The following is a 16,989-nucleotide window of genomic DNA, read 5'->3' on the forward strand; positions in this document are numbered from 1 at the left end:
CTGCCTCACCGTCCAACTGCACCTCGCCGTCCAGCACATACACCGCGCGCTCCTCATGCTCATCCGGGATCAGCAGCGTCGTGGCCGTGTGCATCTGCACCTCGGCATATAACGTAGGCGACAGCACCGGCACCGGCGATTTAAGGCAGAAGCCCGCGCCTGCGATCAGGCGAATCTGCACGCCCAGGTTATCGCTCACCGGCAGGCTTGCCGCCGGGTGATGGCTGTAGTGGCCCGGCCCGGTTTCATGGTCCTTGGGCGAGGCCAGCCACACCTGCAGGCCGTGCAGGCTGAAACCACTGGCCTTGAGGGCTTCGGGCGTGCGCTCGACGTGGGCAATTGCGCTGCCGGCGGTCATCCAGCTGACGTCGCCGGCTTGCACTACCTGGTCCGAGCCCAGGCTGTCCTTGTGTTGCAGGGCGCCTTCGAACAGGTAGGTGAGGGTGGACAGCCCGATATGCGGGTGCTGGCGGATATTCATGCCGGTGCCGGGTGCATAGCGGGTCGACAACATATGGTCGAAAAACACAAAAGGCCCGACGCTGCGGCATTCGCGTGACGGCAGCGGTCGCAGGATCGGCTGGCCTTCGACGTCTTCGGCGCGCGGGCGGATCACGGTGAGGGTGGTCATGGGGCGTCCCTGTCTGAGCGGGTTAGGTGCTACTGAGCATAACCCGCTCGACGGGAGGTTGGGGCTACTGGCTGAAAGCGCCTTCGGACAGTTTGGTTTCGATGGTGACGTCGGCGGTGGTCATCAGCTTGTGTACCGGGCACTTATCGGCGACGCGATGCAGTTCATCGCGCTGCTCATCGCTGAGTACGCCCTTGAGCGTCAGCTTGACGTTGAGCTTGTACTTGCCTTTTTGCTCCTCTGAGCTGTCGTGGGTAACTTCCACGGTGACGCCGGTGAGCGGGATGTCTTTTTTCTGCGCGTAGAGCTTGACGGTCAGCGCCTTGCACGAGGCCAGGGCGGCGTCGAAATAATCGTGGGGCGAGGGCGCCGAATCATCACCGCCCAGGCTCTTGGGCAGGTCGGTGAACAGTTCGTGGTTGTTGATGTTCACGCTGTGGCGAAAGTTGTCGTGGTTAAGCGTATTGACGGTAACAGGCATGGCAAACCTCACGAGGGCAGTAAAAGGTCATGCAGTTATAGAGCATGCTGGCACTTCAGTGTTCCGTGTTTTTTCCAATGGCTGCCCGCGCGATTGCCAAGCGCGTTGATATCGCGTTTTCGTCTTACGCAAACGCGACAAAGGGCCGATACCTTTCAGGAGACCTGCTGCAGGTGGATGCAGCGCATTCGGAAGGAATCCAGGCATGAGTATCCGTAGTTTGAATATCGCCCCGCGCGCAGGCTTAGGCTTTGGCGTGCTGGCATTGATGGTGTTTGCCCTGGGCGGCTTCGCCCTGCTGCAGATGGCCAATATGCGCCAGCAGTCCGATCAGGTGGAGAACAACTGGCTGCCCAGCGTGATGGCGGTGGGGGAGATGAGCCAGGACCTGTTGCGGGTGCGTGCCCTCACCCTGCGTTTGGTGGTCAACCGTGACCCGCAGGCGTTGGCGCAGAACGAACAGAAGCTCACCGACCTGAAAAACGGCCTGCACCATGCGCAGACGCTCTACGAAGGGTTGATCGTACTGCCCGAAGAGCGTGTACTGTTTGATCGTTTCAAAAACCAGGAGCAGCAATACCTGCAACGTCAGGAGCAGGTGATGGCGTTTTCCAAGGCCAACCAGCTGGAGGATGCGATCAGGATCGTCAATGGGGAGATGAATCAACTGGCCGATGAGATGGCCGCGACCCTGCACGACCTGGTCGCCTTGAACAAGGCCAGTGCCAACCAGGCCGCGAACCTCGCGCAGAGCGTGTTCACCCAATCGCGCACATGGGTGGTTGGCATGATAGTGCTCACAGCATTGATCACCATTGGCCTGGCGGTATGGCTGACCCGCAGCATCGTGCTGCCGTTGGCGCAGTCGCTGAAGGTTGCCCAGGGCGTGGCAGGCGGCGACCTCACTGGTGAGATCAACGTAACCGGCAACGATGAACCCGCGCGCTTGCAGCAGGCGCTCAAGGGCATGCAGGAGAACCTGCGCGACACCATTCGACGGATTGCCGAGTCTTCGAACCAATTGGCCTCGGCTTCTGAAGAACTCAGTTGTGTGACTGAAGATGCGACCCGTGGTTTGCACCAGCAGAACCAGGAAATTGAACAGGCGGCCACGGCGGTCAACCAGATGACCGCGGCGGTGGAGGAGGTGGCGAGCAATGCGGTGGCCACGTCACAGGCGTCCCGCGAGTCTGACCGCATTGCCCAGCGTGGGCGCGAGCAGGTGCATCAGACAGTGGTGTCGATTGAAGCGCTGGCCGATGACGTCACATCCAACGCGACCCAGGTTGAGGACTTGGCGCAGAAGGTCTATGGCATCAGCAAGGTGTTGGATGTGATTCGCTCGATTGCCGAGCAGACCAACTTGCTGGCGCTGAATGCCGCGATCGAAGCGGCGCGCGCGGGCGATGCCGGACGTGGGTTTGCGGTGGTGGCCGATGAAGTGCGGGCACTGGCCCATCGCACGCAGCAGTCGACTCAGGAAATAGAATTGATGATAAGCGGGATTCAGCAAGGCACCGATCAAGCTGTCAGTTCGATGCAGCAGAGCAATACGCGGGCGCGCTCTACGTTGGATATCGCCAAGTCGGCGGGCACGGCGTTGGAGGAGATTGCGTCGGCCTTTACCTTGATCAACGAGCGCAACCTGGTGATTGCGAGTGCCTCGGAGCAGCAGGCAGCGGTGGCGCGGGAGGTGGATCGCAATTTGATGAATATTCGCGACCTGGCGCATCAGACGTCGACGGGCGCTAACCAGACCAGTGCGGCGAGCCAGGAGTTGTCGCGGTTGGCGGTGGACCTGAATACCATGGTGGCGCGGTTTTCGGTGTAGGGCTTGGGACCGAGGTGACGCTATCGCAGGCAAGCCAGCTCCCACATGTTGAATGGCGAACACCGTCATATGTGGGAGCTGGCTTGCCTGCGATGAAGGCGACTCGGTCTCATTCCATTGCCCACAAAAAAGCCCCGAACCAGTCGGGGCTTTTCCAGGTGATCAACCTGCGGGGCTTACTTGCCCTGCCAGCGTTTCAGTACCAGGGTGGCGTTGGTGCCACCGAAGCCGAAGCTGTTGCTCATCACGGTGTCGATTTTTGCGTTTTCAACGGTCTTGGTCAGGATCGGCATATCGGCGACGACCGGGTCGATCTCGTCGATGTTGGCCGAGCCGGCCATGAAGTTGCCTTCCATCATCAGCAGGCAGTAGATCGCTTCGTGAACGCCGGCGGCGCCCAGGGAGTGACCCGACAGGCTCTTGGTGGAGCTGATGGCCGGAGCCTTGTCACCGAATACCGCACGCACGCCTTCCATTTCCTTGGCATCGCCGACCGGAGTCGAAGTGCCGTGGGTGTTCAGGTAGTCGATTGGGGTGTCCACGGTGGACATGGCCATCTGCATGCAACGAATGGCACCTTCGCCGCTCGGCGCAACCATGTCGTAACCGTCGGAAGTAGCGCCGTAGCCGACGATTTCCGCGTAGATTTTTGCACCACGGGCCAGAGCGTGTTCCAGCTCCTCGACCACCACCATGCCGCCACCGCCGGCGATGACGAAGCCGTCACGCTTGGCGTCGTAGGCGCGGGAGGCCTTTTCCGGGGTTTCGTTGTACTGGGTGGACAGCGCGCCCATGGCGTCGAACAGGAACGACTGGCTCCAATGTTCTTCTTCGCCGCCGCCGGCAAATACGATGTCCTGTTTGCCCAACTGGATCTGCTCGACCGCAGTACCGATGCAATGAGCACTGGTGGCGCAGGCGGAGGAGATCGAGTAGTTCACACCCTTGATCTGGAACGGGGTGGCCAGACAGGCCGAAACAGTGCTGCCCATGGTCCGCGTTACGCGGTACGGGCCAACGCGCTTCACGCCTTTTTCGCGCAGGATGTCCAGCGCTTCCATCTGGTTGAGGGTCGATGCGCCGCCGGAGCCGGCGATCAGGCCGGTGCGTACGTTCGAAACCTGGTCTTCGCTCAGGCCGGAATCGGCAATGGCGTCTTTCATGGCCAGGTAAGCGTAAGCGGCAGCGTGGCCGACGAAGCGATAGATCTTGCGATCAATCAGTTCTTCGAGGGGCAGGTCAATGGAGCCGGAAACCTGGCTACGCAGACCCATTTCGGCATATTCCGGGTTGAAGCGGATGCCAGGGCGACTTGCACGCAGGTTAGCGGTGACGGTCTCTTTGTCATTGCCCAGGCAAGAAACAATGCCCAGACCAGTGATAACGACGCGGCGCATGCGGATAACCCTTAAAAGTTGTCAGTGGAAGTGAATACGCCGACCCGAAGGCCTTCGGCAGTATAGATCTCGCGACCGTCGACAGTCACCGAACCGTCGGCGATAGCGAGGTTCAGCTTGCCCTTGAGGACGCGCTTGATTTGAATGTTGTAGGTGACTTTCTTGGCAGTCGGCAGGACCTGGCCAAAGAACTTCACTTCGCCCGAACCCAGGGCGCGGCCGCGACCTGGCAGGCCTTGCCAGCCCAGGTAGAAACCGACCAGTTGCCACATGGCATCAAGGCCCAGGCAGCCCGGCATCACAGGGTCGCCTTCGAAATGGCAGGCGAAGAACCACAGGTCAGGGGTGATATCCAGCTCGGCGACCAATTCACCTTTGCCGTACTTGCCACCCTCTTCGCTGATATGGGTGATGCGATCCACCATCAGCATGTTCGGGGCGGGCAGTTGCGCGTTACCTGGGCCGAACAGCTCACCGCGACTGCAGCGCAGCAGGTCTTCCCGAGTAAAGGCGTTTTGTTTGGTCATGCGAGCTCCTCAATAATCCCATGCGGCAGGGCAGGGTAAATCTTCCCGGACCGAATGAAGCGTTCATGCCTCATACCGGCAGCCTACACATAGACTATTGCGTTGTAGTGAAAGTCACAGCGTCAAGGTACTCAATGTACACTTGTTCACTGAAATTTTAAACCGAGCCTGTTTATCGGCCCGTTTGGGTGCCTAAGACTGCCGCACTTTCGTCTCTCGCGCCAGTCGCAGTTGGTTGATGGCGCGGCGCTATTGCACCCAGCGCTGCAGTATTTGCTGCAAATCCGTGCGTTTGAACGGCTTGGCCAGGTAATCGTTCATTCCGGCTGCCAGACAGGCTTCGCGATCGCCCTGCAAGGCGTTGGCCGTCAACGCGATAATCGGCAGGTGGGCGCAGCCGGGCAGTTGGCGAATCCGCCGGGTGGCTTCGTAGCCGTCGATCAGCGGCAGGCGGCAATCCATCAGGATCGCGGTAAAAATCAGGCTCTCGGCACTGCGGATTGCCTCGGCGCCATCGGTGGCCAGGCTCACTTCAAAGCCCAGGCTGCGCAACATGGCCTCGACCACGGTGCGGTTGACCGGGTTGTCTTCCACCAGCAACACATGGCGGCCATCACCCGCGCTGGCCTTGCCCTCGGCGTCCAGGGCGATCGCCGGCAAGCTGTGCTGGTCGATGGCCAGTGGAATTTCCAGGGTAAATACCGAGCCACGGCCTTCCTGGCTTTGCGCGCGCAACGTGCCGCCCATTCGTTCGGCCAGCGTGCGAGCAATAGGCAGGCCCAGGCCGGTGCCGCCGTAACGTCTGGAAATGGAACTGTCAGCCTGCTGGAACGCATCGAACATCAGCTCCAGGCGTTCAGCGGAAATCCCGATGCCGCTGTCGCGCACCGTGCAGGTGAACCACACCAGTTCATGGTCGAGAGTTTGCCAATGGGGCTCGACGGTGACGCTGCCGTGCTCGGTGAATTTGAGCGCGTTACCGATCAGGTTCACCAGGATTTGGCGGATACGCGTCGGGTCACCCCTCACGCGCAAGGCGTCCATGCCCAGCGGAATCGGTAATTCCAGGCTCAACCCACGCTGCTGTGCGCTGTGCTGGAAGGCCTGGGCGCAACTGTTGATCAGGTCCGCCAGGTTGAAGGCGATATGTTCCAGCTCCAGCGCGGCGCGTTCGATACGTGAGAAGTCGAGGATGTCGTTGATGACTTTAAGCAGGTGCTCGGTGGACTCCGAGGCCAGCGCCGCGTACTCGGTCTGCTCCTCGGTCATCTCGGTGGTTTCCAGCAGTTGCAGCATACCCAGCACGCCGTTCATGGGCGTGCGCAACTCGTGGCTCATCATCGCCAGGAAGTCCGACTTGGCGTTGTTGGCCCGTTCGGCTTCTTCGCGGGTCTGGATCAACTGGGCCATGGCCTGGTGCTGTTCGCGGCTGGCCTGGTTAAGGCCTTCGGCGAGGTTGTTGATGTGCCGCGACAAGTCGCCCAGCTCCGAATCATCGACAATCGGCAGCGGTGTCTTGTAGTCGCCTTGCTGGATGGCTTTTACCGCGTGGCCCATGGCGCTGATCGGCTGCGACAGGCTCGCGGCCAGGCGTCGCGCGAGCAGGAAGGTAAACAGCAGGGCGAACAGTGCGAGGATGCCGGCCTTGAACAGAATCTCCTGCTGGCGCTGGCTGAAGGCGTCGTTGGACATGCCGACGATCACCCGGCCCAGGTAATCGGCACGCGGCGCCTTGGGTTCGTTGAGGTTGTCCTGGAAAAAGTCATTGCCCAGCTGGATATGCTGTAAGCGGATGGGCGCCTGGAACACTTTCACCGACAGCGAACGGTCGTGTTTTTCCGAAGGTTGTTCGACGTACACCAGGATGTTCTCAGTGCTGTCCTGAATCTCCAGGAAGCGCACATGCGGGGTGGCCAGCGTGGCACGCAGCAGGCTTTCGAGCACATCGTTGTTGCCGGAAATCACCCCGTACTCCGTGGCCGGGGCCAGTTGGTTGGCGATCAACTGGCCGGTGTGGTCGAGTTCCTGGCGCAGGTCCTGGATACGCACGAAGGTAAAGAAGCTGATCAACAGCAAGGTCAGCAACAGCGCCGGGCCCAGGGTGATGAGCTGGGTGCGGGTGTTGATGTCCCAACGACGGCGCAAGGTCATGGGCGTTTTTCTCCTTCGGCCAGGCGGGCGGCGACGGCGGTTTCGTCCACCTGTTCGATCCCCAGTGAGCGCGCGACCTGCGGGTTGCCCACGACTTTGAAGTGTTGCGGGTACAGGCTGCGTGGCCAGTTGGCTGGCGGATGATCCAGCAGCCGGTCGAGCACCGCCAGCCAGTCGGCCTGGTCGCTGTAGGTGCTGGCCAGGCTGCCGGCCTTGACGAACCCGGCGTTGGGCCCCACCAGCGGCAGTTGCTGGGCGTAGCTGCTGAGCAACAGGTTCTTCACGGTTTTCGGGTTGTACAACTGCGGGTCGTCGAGCCCGAGCAGCACGTCACTGTTCTTGAGCAGGTTTTGCAACGGGCGGCTGTCGTTAATGTTGTCCCAGCGTTGCGCCACGATTTCCAGGCCCATGGGCGCTGCATACTCGCGCAACTCCGGCAGCAGGAACTCACTGTCGCTGCCATAGAGCACACCGATGCGTTGGGCCTGCGGCAGGATGTTGGCGATCAGCTTGAGTTGGCGTGCCAGCGGCGGGTCGCTCCACAACAGGCTGATTTTTGCCGGGTGGGTGGTGCCCAGGCGCTGGCGTGCCTGTAAGCGGCTGATGCGCAACACCAGGGTCGGCGGGCCCTGGTCATCCTGCAGGCGCCAGTCGAGGCCGGGCAGGTCCAGCAGGATCAGGCGCGTGCCGGGCGGCAACTGGCTCGGCGCGGGCAAGTCTTTGAGCGGGACAAAGCTCACCTGGTCTTCGGGGCGTTGCTGGGCGAGGGCCTGGGTAAATGCCTGAACGCCGGCACCGTCTTCGGCGGCGGTCAACAGGATATCGGCGCTCCACGCCGGCGCGGTCAGCAACAGGCACACCAGCAGCAAGGCGCGGCGCCAGAGCCGAGAGATAAAGAAGGGGGTCATCCGTGACTGAGCGCCCATGTCAGAATTCCAGCTCCGCGCTGAAATACAGGACATGGCGACTGTCGTAGTTGTTATCGGCCCAGGTGGTGGGCTGGTTATCGAGGCGTTGTTGCAACATGCCGGCCAGCTCCACATTGGCTTTGCCCAGGGCAATGCGCTTGGCCACCCGCAGGTCGACCCGTTCGAAGCGATATTGGTTGAGCGCATCGTCGCCATAGTAGAACAGCGCACTGGACCAGCCGTGGCCCCACTCGCGCAGCCAACCGGCCGAGCCGCTGTTGCGCGCGGTTTGCGCCTTGTCCAGCGGGTTGCTGGAAGCGGCGTCGACGTAAGCATAGGTCAGGCGCAGACGGTCGGTATTGCTCATGCGCCAGTCGAACTGCGATTCGGCGCCGGTGAACCGTGCGCTGTTGGCGTTGCTGGCAATGTATTGGTTGTTGCGCAGCGGCGAGCTGATCATCTCGGTGATTTCGTCGTAGAACAGTTTCACGTCGACATTCAACCCGAAATCGGCAAAGAAGCCGTTGTAGCCCAGCTCTCGTGAACGCATCAACTCTTTATCGAGGTTGCCGGGGCCTCGCGTTACCACAAAATATTGCCCGGAGTTCTGCCCGTAGGTCGGGGAACTCAAATTGGTGACGCGGTAGCTCCAGTTGACGTTGTTCTCGAACATGTCCGGCGAGCGAATCGCCTCGGAGTACACCGCCCGCAAGCCGTGGCGCGGGTTGATCAGGTAGTTGACCGCCACCCGTGGCGTCAGCGAGTTGCCGCTCAGGTGGGTGTCTTCGTACATGGCGCCGCCTTGCAGCAGCCAGTGTTCGCTGGCGCGCCATTCCAGGTGGCCGAACAAGCGCCAGGTGGTGTCGTCTAGGGTGCCGTTGAAGTAGGTGTCGGAGTCGGCGCGGTCGTAACGGTAGTTCATGCCGCTGACCAGGCGCAGGCTATCGGACAGGCTCAGGGTGTCCTGAATCTCCAGGTCGTAGCGGCTTTCGCGGGTGCTTTGGTCGATGTCGCCGCACACGCTTTGGTTAGCGCCGTTGCGCCACTGGTCGAGCACCTGGTTGCCCAGCGTTTGTTCGGCGGCACTGCCGGGTGGTGCAACGCCCTGGCTGTAGGTGTCCATGTGCCGCGCCAACCGTTCGGCATAGTTGGGGTTCAACTGCCACAACTGCGTCAGTTCCGGGCTGAACGAGACCTTGGCGTCACAGGCTTTCCAGACCTGCTGGCGGTCCCATTGCTGGGCCGAGCCTTGAATGTACAGGCTGTGTTCGGGGTTGAAGTCGAAGTTCCAGCGCAACGACCCGGCATAGTCCTTGGCGACGGCATCGGAATTGGTGCCGCCTTCGGTAATCCCGGCGAACACCGGCAGGTAGGTATAAGGACGCTGGTTGGTGCCTTCCTTAGCATCAAATTGCCAATCGAGACTCTGTTGCGCATTCAGGGTCTGGCTCACCGCCAGGCTGAAGCGGTTGAGGCGGCGGCCGTCACGACGGTCGGCACCGACGGCGTCGCTGTCAAAGCCATCGTCCTGCTGGCCGGACAAGGACAGGCGCAAGTCACCGGTTTCCCAGCCCACACCCTGGCTGGCGTAATAGTCGTTGATGCCGCGTTGGCCACGGATGACTTTAATCCGCGAGCCGTGGCTGTTGGCCGGTGAGCGCGTGAGGATATTGACCACCGCCATCAGTGCGTTGGCGCCGTAGCTGACGGTGTTGGGGCCACGGAACACCTCGATGCGCTCGATATCTTCCATGGCCACCGGGATGTCGCTCCAGTCCACGGTGGCCAGGCCCGCGCGGTACACCGAGCGCCCGTCGATCAACACCTGCATGCGTCGCGCGTCGCTGGCGCTGGTGCCGTGGTAGTTCACCGCCGCCTGGTTGCCGGTGGTGTAGCCGACCATCATCCCCGGCACCAGCCGCAGCAGTTCGGCGATGTCGCGTGCGCCGCTGGCCTTGATCAGCTCGCTGTCGATCACTGTCATGCTGCCGGGCACGGCCGCGGCCGATTGCTTGAGGCGTGTGGCGGTCAACACTTGCGGCAGTGGCTGGCTGTCGAGAAACAGGTCATCCGCCAGCGCAGCTGTGCTGCACAGCAATATCAGCAACAGAGATGAGCGAGGAGGATGGCCCAGATGCACGGTGCAGCCTTGATAATTACGGATAGCCGCCCATGTTAACTGAGGTGGGGCCATTTGCCAGTCGTGGGACTTGCAATTACTTCACACAAGTGTGGCATTTTCCGACAAGCGCACGAATTGACGCGGGGGCTGGCCGCAAGCGGGTCGCCCCGTATAATGCCGCCATCGCCATGTAAGGATTAACGGATTGCATATGACTGAACAGCGCCCTATTGCGGTCCTGGGAGGCGGAAGTTTTGGTACCGCCGTGGCTAACCTGCTGGCTGAGAACGGCCACGCGGTGCGCCAGTGGATGCGTGATCCCGAGCAGGCCGAGGCCATCCGCGTGCATCGGGAAAACCCCCGTTACCTTAAAGGCATCAAGATTCATCCGGCGGTGGAGCCGGTCACCGACCTGTTGGCCACGCTGACCGACTGTGACCTGTGCTTTGTCGCGCTGCCTTCCAGCGCCTTGCGCTCGGTGTTGGCGCCCCACGCTGAACGCCTGGCCGGCAAGCTGCTGGTCAGCCTGACCAAAGGCATTGAGGCGCAGACCTTCAAGCTGATGAGCGAAATCCTCGCCGAGATCGCCCCGCAGGCGCGCATCGGCGTGCTGTCCGGGCCGAACCTGGCACGGGAAGTCGCCGAGCACGCGCTGACCGCCACGGTGGTGGCCAGTGAAGACGAAGCACTGTGCGAACGTGTGCAGGCCGTGCTGCATGGCCGTACCTTCCGCGTCTACGCCAGTGGCGACCGCTTTGGCGTCGAGCTGGGCGGGGCGCTGAAAAACGTCTACGCGATCATCGCCGGCATGGCCGTGGCGCTGGGCATGGGCGAGAACACCAAAAGCATGCTGATCACCCGCGCGCTGGCGGAGATGACCCGCTTTGCCGTGAACCAGGGCGCCAACCCGATGACCTTCCTCGGGCTGGCCGGCGTAGGTGACTTGATCGTCACCTGCTCGTCGCCCAAAAGCCGCAACTATCAAGTCGGCTTCGCCCTCGGCCAGGGCCTGAGCCTGGAAGACGCGGTCACGCGCCTGGGCGAAGTCGCCGAAGGCGTCAACACCCTCAAGGTGTTGAAGGCCAAGGCCCAGGAAGTCGGTGTGTACATGCCGCTGGTCGCCGGCCTGCATGCGATCCTGTTTGAAGGGCGCACCTTGGACCAGGTGATCGAGGTGCTGATGCGCGCCGAGCCCAAGACTGACGTCGACTTCATTTCCACCAGCGGTTTCAACTGAGGAACGCGCACATGAACGATCCTAAAGACACCCCAAAATACGAGTCCATCCTGCTGCGCGTCCTGTGGATGCTGGTGTTTGCCCTGGTGTGGCAAGTGGCGCAGTTCCTGCTCGGTGCGCTGGTGGTGGTGCAACTGATTTATCGCCTGATCTACGGCGCGCCGAACCTGGGCCTGATGAATTTTGGCGACAGCCTCAGCCAGTTCCTGGCGCAGATCGGCCGTTTCGGCAGCTTTCACACCGAGCAGAAACCCTGGCCGTTCGCCGATTGGCCAACCCCGCGTGCACCCGAAGGCGAAGCCGCCCACAGCGTGCCGCCAGCGCCGCACCCGGTGCGTGATGAGGAGCCAAAGCTGTGAAGCTATGGATTTTGCGCCATGGTGAAGCCGAAGGGCATGCGCGCACCGACGCCGAGCGCAACCTCACCGAGCATGGCCGTGGTGAAGTGTTGCGCAGTGCTGCGCATCTGATTGGTCAGCCCATCAGTGCAATTATCGCCAGCCCTTATGTGCGGGCGCAGCAGACGGCGCAGTTGGTGCGTGGTGCACTGGGGTTCGAGCCGCAGGTGCGCACGGTGCCGTGGTTGACGCCTGAGGGCAACCCGCTGCAAGTGCTGGAAAAGCTCGACACCGATGACAACGTGCTGCTGGTCAGCCACCAACCCTTGGTGGGCAGCCTGATCAGCTTTTTGCAGCATGGTCACCAGCGCCAGCCAGAGCCGATGCACACCGCCAGCCTGGCGGAGCTGGAAGGCGATTTTCCGCTGGCAGGGCTGATGAGCCTGGTCAGTGTGAAGCATCCGTAGGAAAAGCAATCGCGACTTTGTGTGCTATATAGTCAACCAAGCAAGTGCTTGGTTGGCTATCATCGGATCACAAAGGAGCGCGTCCCATGCCTGTCGCTTTTCGTTTGCCGTTGCAGGTCTTCTTCGAACGTGAAGCGCGACACCCGCGCAAACCCTTTCTGGTGCAACCCATCGGCGGCGGCGAGGTGCAGACGCTCACCTGGGGCGATGTCGGCCATCAGGCCCGTTGCGCCGCGCATTGGTTGCGCGCCCGGGAATTGCCCCAAGGCTCGCACATTGCCCTGATCTCGAAAAACTGTGCGCACTGGATCATTGCCGACCTGGCGATCTGGATGGCCGGGCATGTGTCGGTGCCGTTGTACCCCAACCTCACGGCCGAGTCCGTCAACCATGTGCTCACGCATTCCGAGGCGGCGCTGGTGCTGATCGGCAAGCTGGATGACTGGCCTGCGATGGCGCCCGGCATCCCGGCCGGGTTGCCGACCATCAGCTTGCCGTTGTGCCCGGCCGGCGACTTTGATTTCAGCTGGGCAGACCTGCAAGCCAATGCGCCGATCCAGGACAACCCCGCGCCGGATGCCGCAAGCCTGGCAACCATCGTCTACACCTCCGGCACGACCGGCCTGCCCAAAGGCGTGATGCAAACCTTTGGCGCCCTTGGATTTGCGGCCACGCGCGGCACAGAGATATTTGGCTTGGGCGAGGACGACCGGCTGCTGTCGTACTTGCCGCTGTGCCATGTGGCGGAGCGCATGTTTGTCGAGCTGGCCTCGATCTATACCGGGCAAACTGTGTTTTTCGCCGAAAACCTCGAGACTTTTCTGACCGACCTGCGCCGGGCGCGGCCCACAGCCTTGTTCGGCGTGCCGCGTATCTGGACCAAGTTCCAGATGGGCGTCTACGCCAAAATCCCGCAAAAACGCCTCGATACCCTGTTGCGCCTGCCTTTTATCGGCAAGCGCGTCGGCCACAAAGTGCTGGCCGGGCTGGGCCTGGATGCACTGCGCATCGCGCTGTCCGGCGCAGCCCCGGTGCCCGAGGCCCTGCTGCGCTGGTATCAACGCCTGGGCCTGGATGTGCTGGAGGTGTATGGCATGACCGAAAGCTGCGGCTATTCCCATGTATGCCGCCCTGGCCAACAGACGCTCGGCTGGATCGGCTTGCCGTGTCCCGGTGTCGAGGTGCGCATCGACCCGATGGGTGAAGTGCAGGTGCGCAGTGGCGCGACCATGCTCGGCTACTTCAAGGACCCGCAGAAAACCGCCGAAACCCTCACTGACGATGGCTTCCTGCGCACGGGCGACAAGGGTGAGCAGGACGCCGATGGCCGCCTGCGCCTGACCGGGCGGCTCAAGGAGATCTTCAAAACCAGCAAGGGCAAGTACGTGGCCCCGGCGCCGATCGAAAACCGCCTGGCTGAACATGCACGCATCGAACAGGTGTGTGTAGTCGGCGATGGCTTGCTGGCGCCGATGGGCTTATGCGTGTTGTCGGCTGGCAGCCAGGACCGACAGACACTGCGCAGCAGCCTGGAACGCTGGCTGGAACAGGTCAACAGCGCACTGGACAAGCATGAACGTTTGCGCCAACTGGTGGTGGTCAAAGACAACTGGGCGGTGGAAAACGGCTTTTTGACGCCGACCTTAAAGATAAAACGCAACGTGATCGAGTCGACTTACGGTGCACAATTTTCGGCCTGGAGCGAACGCAGTGAGCCGATTGTGTGGCAGGATTAGGACCGTAATAAAACCAATAAGGACGACTTCATGAGCTTGTGGCGCACCCAACCGAATATCGAGCAACTCAACGCCATCCAGAAAAACACCATCGGTGAACTGCTGGATATCCGTTTCGAAAGCTTCGACGACGAGTCGCTGACCGCGAGCATGGTGGTCGACCATCGCACCCACCAGCCGTACGGCCTGCTGCACGGTGGCGCGTCGGTGGTGCTGGCCGAAAGCGTCGGCTCCATGGCGGCTTACCTGTGCATTGATGCCAGCAAGTTCTATTGCGTGGGCCTTGAGGTCAACGCCAACCACTTGCGTGGTGTGCGCAGCGGGCGGGTGAGGGCGGTAGCACGGGCGATTCATATCGGCCGTACCACTCAGGTGTGGGACATTCGCTTGACCAGCGACGATGGCAAAGCCAGCTGTGTGTCGCGCCTGACCATGGCCGTGGTGCCGTTGGGCGAGAACCCACCTGCACGATAGGCGTGGCGTGAGTGTCATCATTCCTGGCGGTTACAGTCATTGCTGTACGGCTTAAGGCTGGTGACAATTCACTTCTGTTCCCGTAGATGGATCCTGTATGTCGCAGCACGTGTTTTTTGCCCATGCCAATGGCTTTCCTTCGGCCACTTACGGCAAGTTGTTTGCCGCCCTGGCCCCGGAATACGCGGTGGCGCATTTGCCACAGCACGGTCACGACCCCAGGTTTCCAGTAGATGACAACTGGCAGAACCTGGTGGATGAGCTGATCCATCACCTGGAACAGCAACCGGAACCGGTGTGGGGCGTGGGCCATTCCTTGGGCGGTGTGTTGCATTTGCACGCGGCCATGCGCCGCCCGCAGCTGTACCGTGGTGTGGTGATGCTTGATTCGCCGGTATTGACCCGCGCTGACCGCTGGGTAATTCGCGCTGCCAAACGTTTTGGCTTTATAGACCGCCTGACCCCGGCGGGGCGCACCTTGGGCCGGCGTGAAGAATTCAGCGACCTGGCCGCCGCACGCAGCTACTTCGCTGGCAAAACGCTGTTTCGCGGCTTCGACCCGGAATGCTTTGACGCGTACCTGCAACACGGCCTGCAACAGGTGGGCGATCGCCTGCGCTTGCGCTTTGACCCGGCCACCGAAATCAGTATCTACCGAGGCGTGCCCCATACCAGCCCAGGCCAGGTTCGCCAGCTGAAGGTGCCGCTGGCGGTGGTGCGCGGGCGTCAGAGCCGGGTGGTGATGCGTCACCATGCCAGTGGTGTCGATCGTCTGCCCATGGGTGAAATGCTCACCATGCCCGGCGGCCATATGTTCCCTCTCGAACGCCCTCAGGACACCGCGACGTTGATCAAGAACCTGTTTTCCCGCTGGGAAGCCCGTGAGCGCAGCTGCGCATGAGCAACCCCGTCGAAGAAGTGCGCCTGAGCCTGCCGCATATCGAATTGGCCGCGCATTTGTTCGGGCCTGAAGACGGCCTGCCGGTGATCGCCCTGCATGGTTGGCTGGACAACGCCAACAGCTTTGCGCGGCTGGCGCCCAAGCTTGCGGGTTTGCGCATCGTTGCGCTGGACATGGCCGGGCATGGGCACTCGGCGCATCGGCCTGCCGGGGCCGGCTACGCCTTGTGGGATTACGTGTTTGATGTGCTGCAAGTGGCTGAACAACTCGGCTGGAAACGTTTTGCATTACTTGGCCATTCCCTTGGCGCCATCGTTTCCCTGGTGTTGGCCGGTGCGCTGCCGGAACGCGTCACACACCTGGGGTTGATCGACGGCGTGATCCCGCCGACCGCCGCTGGCGAGAACGCCGCCGAGCGCCTCGGCATGGCGTTGCAGGCGCAATTGAGCCTGCAAGACAAGCGCAAACCGGTCTACAGCACCTTGGATCGGGCCGTCGAAGCGCGCATGAAAGGCGTGGTGGCGGTCAGCCGTGAAGCCGCTGAACTGCTGGCCCAGCGCGGTTTGATGCCCGTGCCGGGCGGCTATACCTGGCGCACCGATGCACGCTTGACCCTGGCGTCGCCGATGCGCCTGACCGATGAACAGGCGATGGCTTTCGTGCGACGTGTGGGTTGCCCTACACAATTGGTCGTCGCGGCTGACGGCATGCTGGCGAAACATTCCGAATTGCTTTCTCAGCTACCTTTTACGGTGAACACGCTGCCGGGCGGCCATCATTTACACCTTAATGATGAGCCCGGCGCGATCCTTGTTGCAGACTGTTTCAATCGGTTTTTCTCCATGCCTTGACTTGGCGGGGTCAACTGCCGAGGCTGGGCGGATTGAAAGGGAGTCAACCATGTACGAACTCAACACCGCTGCGCACTTCGATGGCCAGGGCTCAATCATCCGATGAGCCTGCGTAAAGAATGTCTCCGTGTCCTCGGGCTGTGCTGTTTCAGCCCCTTGGTGTTCGCCGCCGATGTGCCAGGCAGCCAGGATCTGCCGACCGTGGCCCGTCAGGTCGACGCGCAAATCGTCGATTATCGCCCCGCCGAAGAAAAAGAACGCATCTACCCCATGGGCGCGATCCGCAAGATCAGCGGCCAGTTGCGCTACGAAGGCCAGGCTACGGCGCGCGGCAAAACCACTGCAGTCACCTATGAGCTGCCTGCCGAGCACACCTCCAGCGCCGCATTTACCGCGACGCGCGAAGCGCTGCAGGCCAAGGGCGCGCAGCTGTTGTTCTGGTGCCAGGCGCGTGATTGCGGCGAAAGCAGCCTGTGGGCCAATGAAGTGTTCGGCAATGCCAAGCTGGTCGGCGCCGACGGCCAGCAGGAATACCTGCTGCTGCGCCTGGCCGCCCCGCAAGACAATTCGCTGGTGGCGCTATATGGCATTACGCGCGGCAACCGCCGGGCTTATCTGCATGTAGAACAACTGGACGCCGGGGCGCCGCTGGGCGACTTGCTGCCCACTTCGGCGACCTTGCTGCGCGAGCTGAAAAGCACCGGCGAGCTGGACTTTCCGGCACTCGGCAGCGCGCCTGACGCCACTTGGCTGACCTTGATTTCCCGTGGCTTGAACCTCGACGCCACCTTGCGCGTGAGCCTCACCGGGCCGACCGCCGAAGCCTGGCGCCAGGGCCTGATCGACAGCGGTGTGCGGGCTGCCCGCCTGGAAACCGGCAGCGGTGACGCTAAGGGTTTGCACCTGCATCTGATACGCTGACCGTTATCAAGGCGAA

The 16,989-nt window shown here is 61.8% G+C and carries 16 protein-coding genes; 9 read left to right on the forward strand and 7 right to left on the reverse strand.

All coding sequences use genetic code 11. From position 1 onward, the window contains the following. Both FEM54_RS01390 and FEM54_RS01395 read right to left on the reverse strand, forming a co-directional pair. Window positions 1–631 (reverse strand): pirin family protein (locus FEM54_RS01390; RefSeq protein WP_138449170.1); only part of this gene is annotated, 631 nt, incomplete at its 3' end. A gap of 64 nt (window positions 632–695) precedes the next feature. Continuing rightward, window positions 696–1,112 carry an OsmC family protein gene (locus FEM54_RS01395; RefSeq protein WP_099549021.1) on the reverse strand — a complete coding sequence of 139 codons (417 nt, stop codon included), beginning with the start codon at window positions 1,110–1,112 and terminating at the stop codon, window positions 696–698. A gap of 205 nt (window positions 1,113–1,317) precedes the next feature. Between FEM54_RS01395 and FEM54_RS35220 the strand changes: the two genes are divergently transcribed. Beyond that, the gene (locus FEM54_RS35220) at window positions 1,318–2,943 is read left to right on the forward strand and encodes a methyl-accepting chemotaxis protein (protein ID WP_138449172.1); all 1,626 of its coding nucleotides are present in this window, start codon (window positions 1,318–1,320) and stop codon (window positions 2,941–2,943) included. A 176-nt stretch (window positions 2,944–3,119) separates the two neighbouring features. On the opposite strand, the gene fabB is transcribed toward FEM54_RS35220, so the two are convergent. The 5 genes from fabB to FEM54_RS01425 form a co-directional block, all read right to left on the reverse strand. Then, on the reverse strand, window positions 3,120–4,340 hold the full coding sequence (fabB, locus tag FEM54_RS01405; RefSeq protein WP_017134470.1) for a beta-ketoacyl-ACP synthase I: 1,221 nt from the start codon (window positions 4,338–4,340) through the stop codon (window positions 3,120–3,122). 11 nt (window positions 4,341–4,351) lie between these two features. Continuing rightward, window positions 4,352–4,867: a 3-hydroxyacyl-[acyl-carrier-protein] dehydratase FabA gene (gene fabA, locus FEM54_RS01410; RefSeq protein ID WP_003210552.1), complete on the reverse strand. Its 516-nt coding sequence runs from the start codon at window positions 4,865–4,867 to the stop codon at window positions 4,352–4,354. A gap of 249 nt (window positions 4,868–5,116) precedes the next feature. Continuing rightward, window positions 5,117–7,018, reverse strand: a complete 1,902-nt coding sequence (locus FEM54_RS01415; protein WP_138449174.1) for an ATP-binding protein — start codon at window positions 7,016–7,018, stop codon at window positions 5,117–5,119. Further along, entirely contained in the window at window positions 7,015–7,944 is a 930-nt protein-coding gene (locus FEM54_RS01420) for an ABC transporter substrate-binding protein (protein ID WP_026013477.1), read from the reverse strand. The genes FEM54_RS01415 and FEM54_RS01420 overlap by 4 nt, the downstream gene beginning before the upstream one ends. Window position 7,945: 1 nt before the next feature. Continuing rightward, window positions 7,946–10,066 carry a TonB-dependent receptor plug domain-containing protein gene (locus FEM54_RS01425; RefSeq protein WP_099549020.1) on the reverse strand — a complete coding sequence of 707 codons (2,121 nt, stop codon included), beginning with the start codon at window positions 10,064–10,066 and terminating at the stop codon, window positions 7,946–7,948. Window positions 10,067–10,259: 193 nt separating this feature from the next. Here FEM54_RS01425 and FEM54_RS01430 point away from each other — a divergent pair, with 193 nt between their 5' ends. The 8 genes from FEM54_RS01430 to FEM54_RS01465 all read left to right on the forward strand — a co-directional run bounded on the left by FEM54_RS01430 (window position 10,260) and on the right by FEM54_RS01465 (window position 16,973). Further along, window positions 10,260–11,285, forward strand: coding sequence for an NAD(P)H-dependent glycerol-3-phosphate dehydrogenase (locus FEM54_RS01430; protein WP_099549019.1), 1,026 nt, complete (start codon window positions 10,260–10,262; stop codon window positions 11,283–11,285). Window positions 11,286–11,296: 11 nt separating this feature from the next. Then, window positions 11,297–11,644 carry a DUF4389 domain-containing protein gene (locus FEM54_RS01435; protein ID WP_017134465.1) on the forward strand — a complete coding sequence of 116 codons (348 nt, stop codon included), beginning with the start codon at window positions 11,297–11,299 and terminating at the stop codon, window positions 11,642–11,644. Beyond that, entirely contained in the window at window positions 11,641–12,090 is a 450-nt protein-coding gene (gene sixA / locus FEM54_RS01440; protein WP_017134464.1) for a phosphohistidine phosphatase SixA, read from the forward strand. The genes FEM54_RS01435 and sixA overlap by 4 nt, the downstream gene beginning before the upstream one ends. 86 nt (window positions 12,091–12,176) lie before the next feature. Beyond that, complete coding sequence (locus FEM54_RS01445; RefSeq protein WP_138449176.1) at window positions 12,177–13,826, forward strand: AMP-binding protein; 1,650 nt, start codon at window positions 12,177–12,179, stop codon at window positions 13,824–13,826. A 30-nt stretch (window positions 13,827–13,856) separates the two neighbouring features. Continuing rightward, entirely contained in the window at window positions 13,857–14,300 is a 444-nt protein-coding gene (locus FEM54_RS01450) for a hotdog fold thioesterase (protein ID WP_138449178.1), read from the forward strand. 97 nt (window positions 14,301–14,397) lie between these two features. Next, the gene (locus FEM54_RS01455) at window positions 14,398–15,201 is read left to right on the forward strand and encodes an alpha/beta fold hydrolase (RefSeq protein ID WP_099549015.1); all 804 of its coding nucleotides are present in this window, start codon (window positions 14,398–14,400) and stop codon (window positions 15,199–15,201) included. Then, window positions 15,198–16,052 (forward strand): alpha/beta hydrolase, encoded by an 855-nt coding sequence (locus FEM54_RS01460; protein ID WP_099549014.1) that lies wholly within the window; start codon window positions 15,198–15,200, stop codon window positions 16,050–16,052. Before FEM54_RS01455 ends, FEM54_RS01460 begins: the two co-directional genes overlap by 4 nt. A 102-nt stretch (window positions 16,053–16,154) precedes the next feature. Next, window positions 16,155–16,973: a DUF4892 domain-containing protein gene (locus tag FEM54_RS01465; protein WP_138449180.1), complete on the forward strand. Its 819-nt coding sequence runs from the start codon at window positions 16,155–16,157 to the stop codon at window positions 16,971–16,973. Window positions 16,974–16,989: the final 16 nt, after the last annotated feature.

The sequence above is a fragment of the Pseudomonas edaphica genome (assembly GCF_005863185.1).
GTDB classification, from domain to species: Bacteria; Pseudomonadota; Gammaproteobacteria; order Pseudomonadales; family Pseudomonadaceae; genus Aquipseudomonas; species Aquipseudomonas edaphica.

Coding starts and splice junctions, on each gene's coding strand:
- FEM54_RS01430 (WP_099549019.1), top strand. CDS start 10,260: ATGACTGAACAGCGCCCTATTGCGGTCCTGGGAGGCGGAAGTTTTGGT.
- FEM54_RS01395 (WP_099549021.1), bottom strand. CDS start 1,112: ATGCCTGTTACCGTCAATACGCTTAACCACGACAACTTTCGCCACAGC.
- fabA (WP_003210552.1), bottom strand. CDS start 4,867: ATGACCAAACAAAACGCCTTTACTCGGGAAGACCTGCTGCGCTGCAGT.
- FEM54_RS01460 (WP_099549014.1), top strand. CDS start 15,198: ATGAGCAACCCCGTCGAAGAAGTGCGCCTGAGCCTGCCGCATATCGAA.
- FEM54_RS01450 (WP_138449178.1), top strand. CDS start 13,857: ATGAGCTTGTGGCGCACCCAACCGAATATCGAGCAACTCAACGCCATC.
- fabB (WP_017134470.1), bottom strand. CDS start 4,340: ATGCGCCGCGTCGTTATCACTGGTCTGGGCATTGTTTCTTGCCTGGGC.
- FEM54_RS01435 (WP_017134465.1), top strand. CDS start 11,297: ATGAACGATCCTAAAGACACCCCAAAATACGAGTCCATCCTGCTGCGC.
- FEM54_RS01455 (WP_099549015.1), top strand. CDS start 14,398: ATGTCGCAGCACGTGTTTTTTGCCCATGCCAATGGCTTTCCTTCGGCC.
- FEM54_RS01445 (WP_138449176.1), top strand. CDS start 12,177: ATGCCTGTCGCTTTTCGTTTGCCGTTGCAGGTCTTCTTCGAACGTGAA.
- FEM54_RS01465 (WP_138449180.1), top strand. CDS start 16,155: ATGAGCCTGCGTAAAGAATGTCTCCGTGTCCTCGGGCTGTGCTGTTTC.
- FEM54_RS01415 (WP_138449174.1), bottom strand. CDS start 7,018: ATGACCTTGCGCCGTCGTTGGGACATCAACACCCGCACCCAGCTCATC.
- FEM54_RS35220 (WP_138449172.1), top strand. CDS start 1,318: ATGAGTATCCGTAGTTTGAATATCGCCCCGCGCGCAGGCTTAGGCTTT.
- FEM54_RS01420 (WP_026013477.1), bottom strand. CDS start 7,944: ATGGGCGCTCAGTCACGGATGACCCCCTTCTTTATCTCTCGGCTCTGG.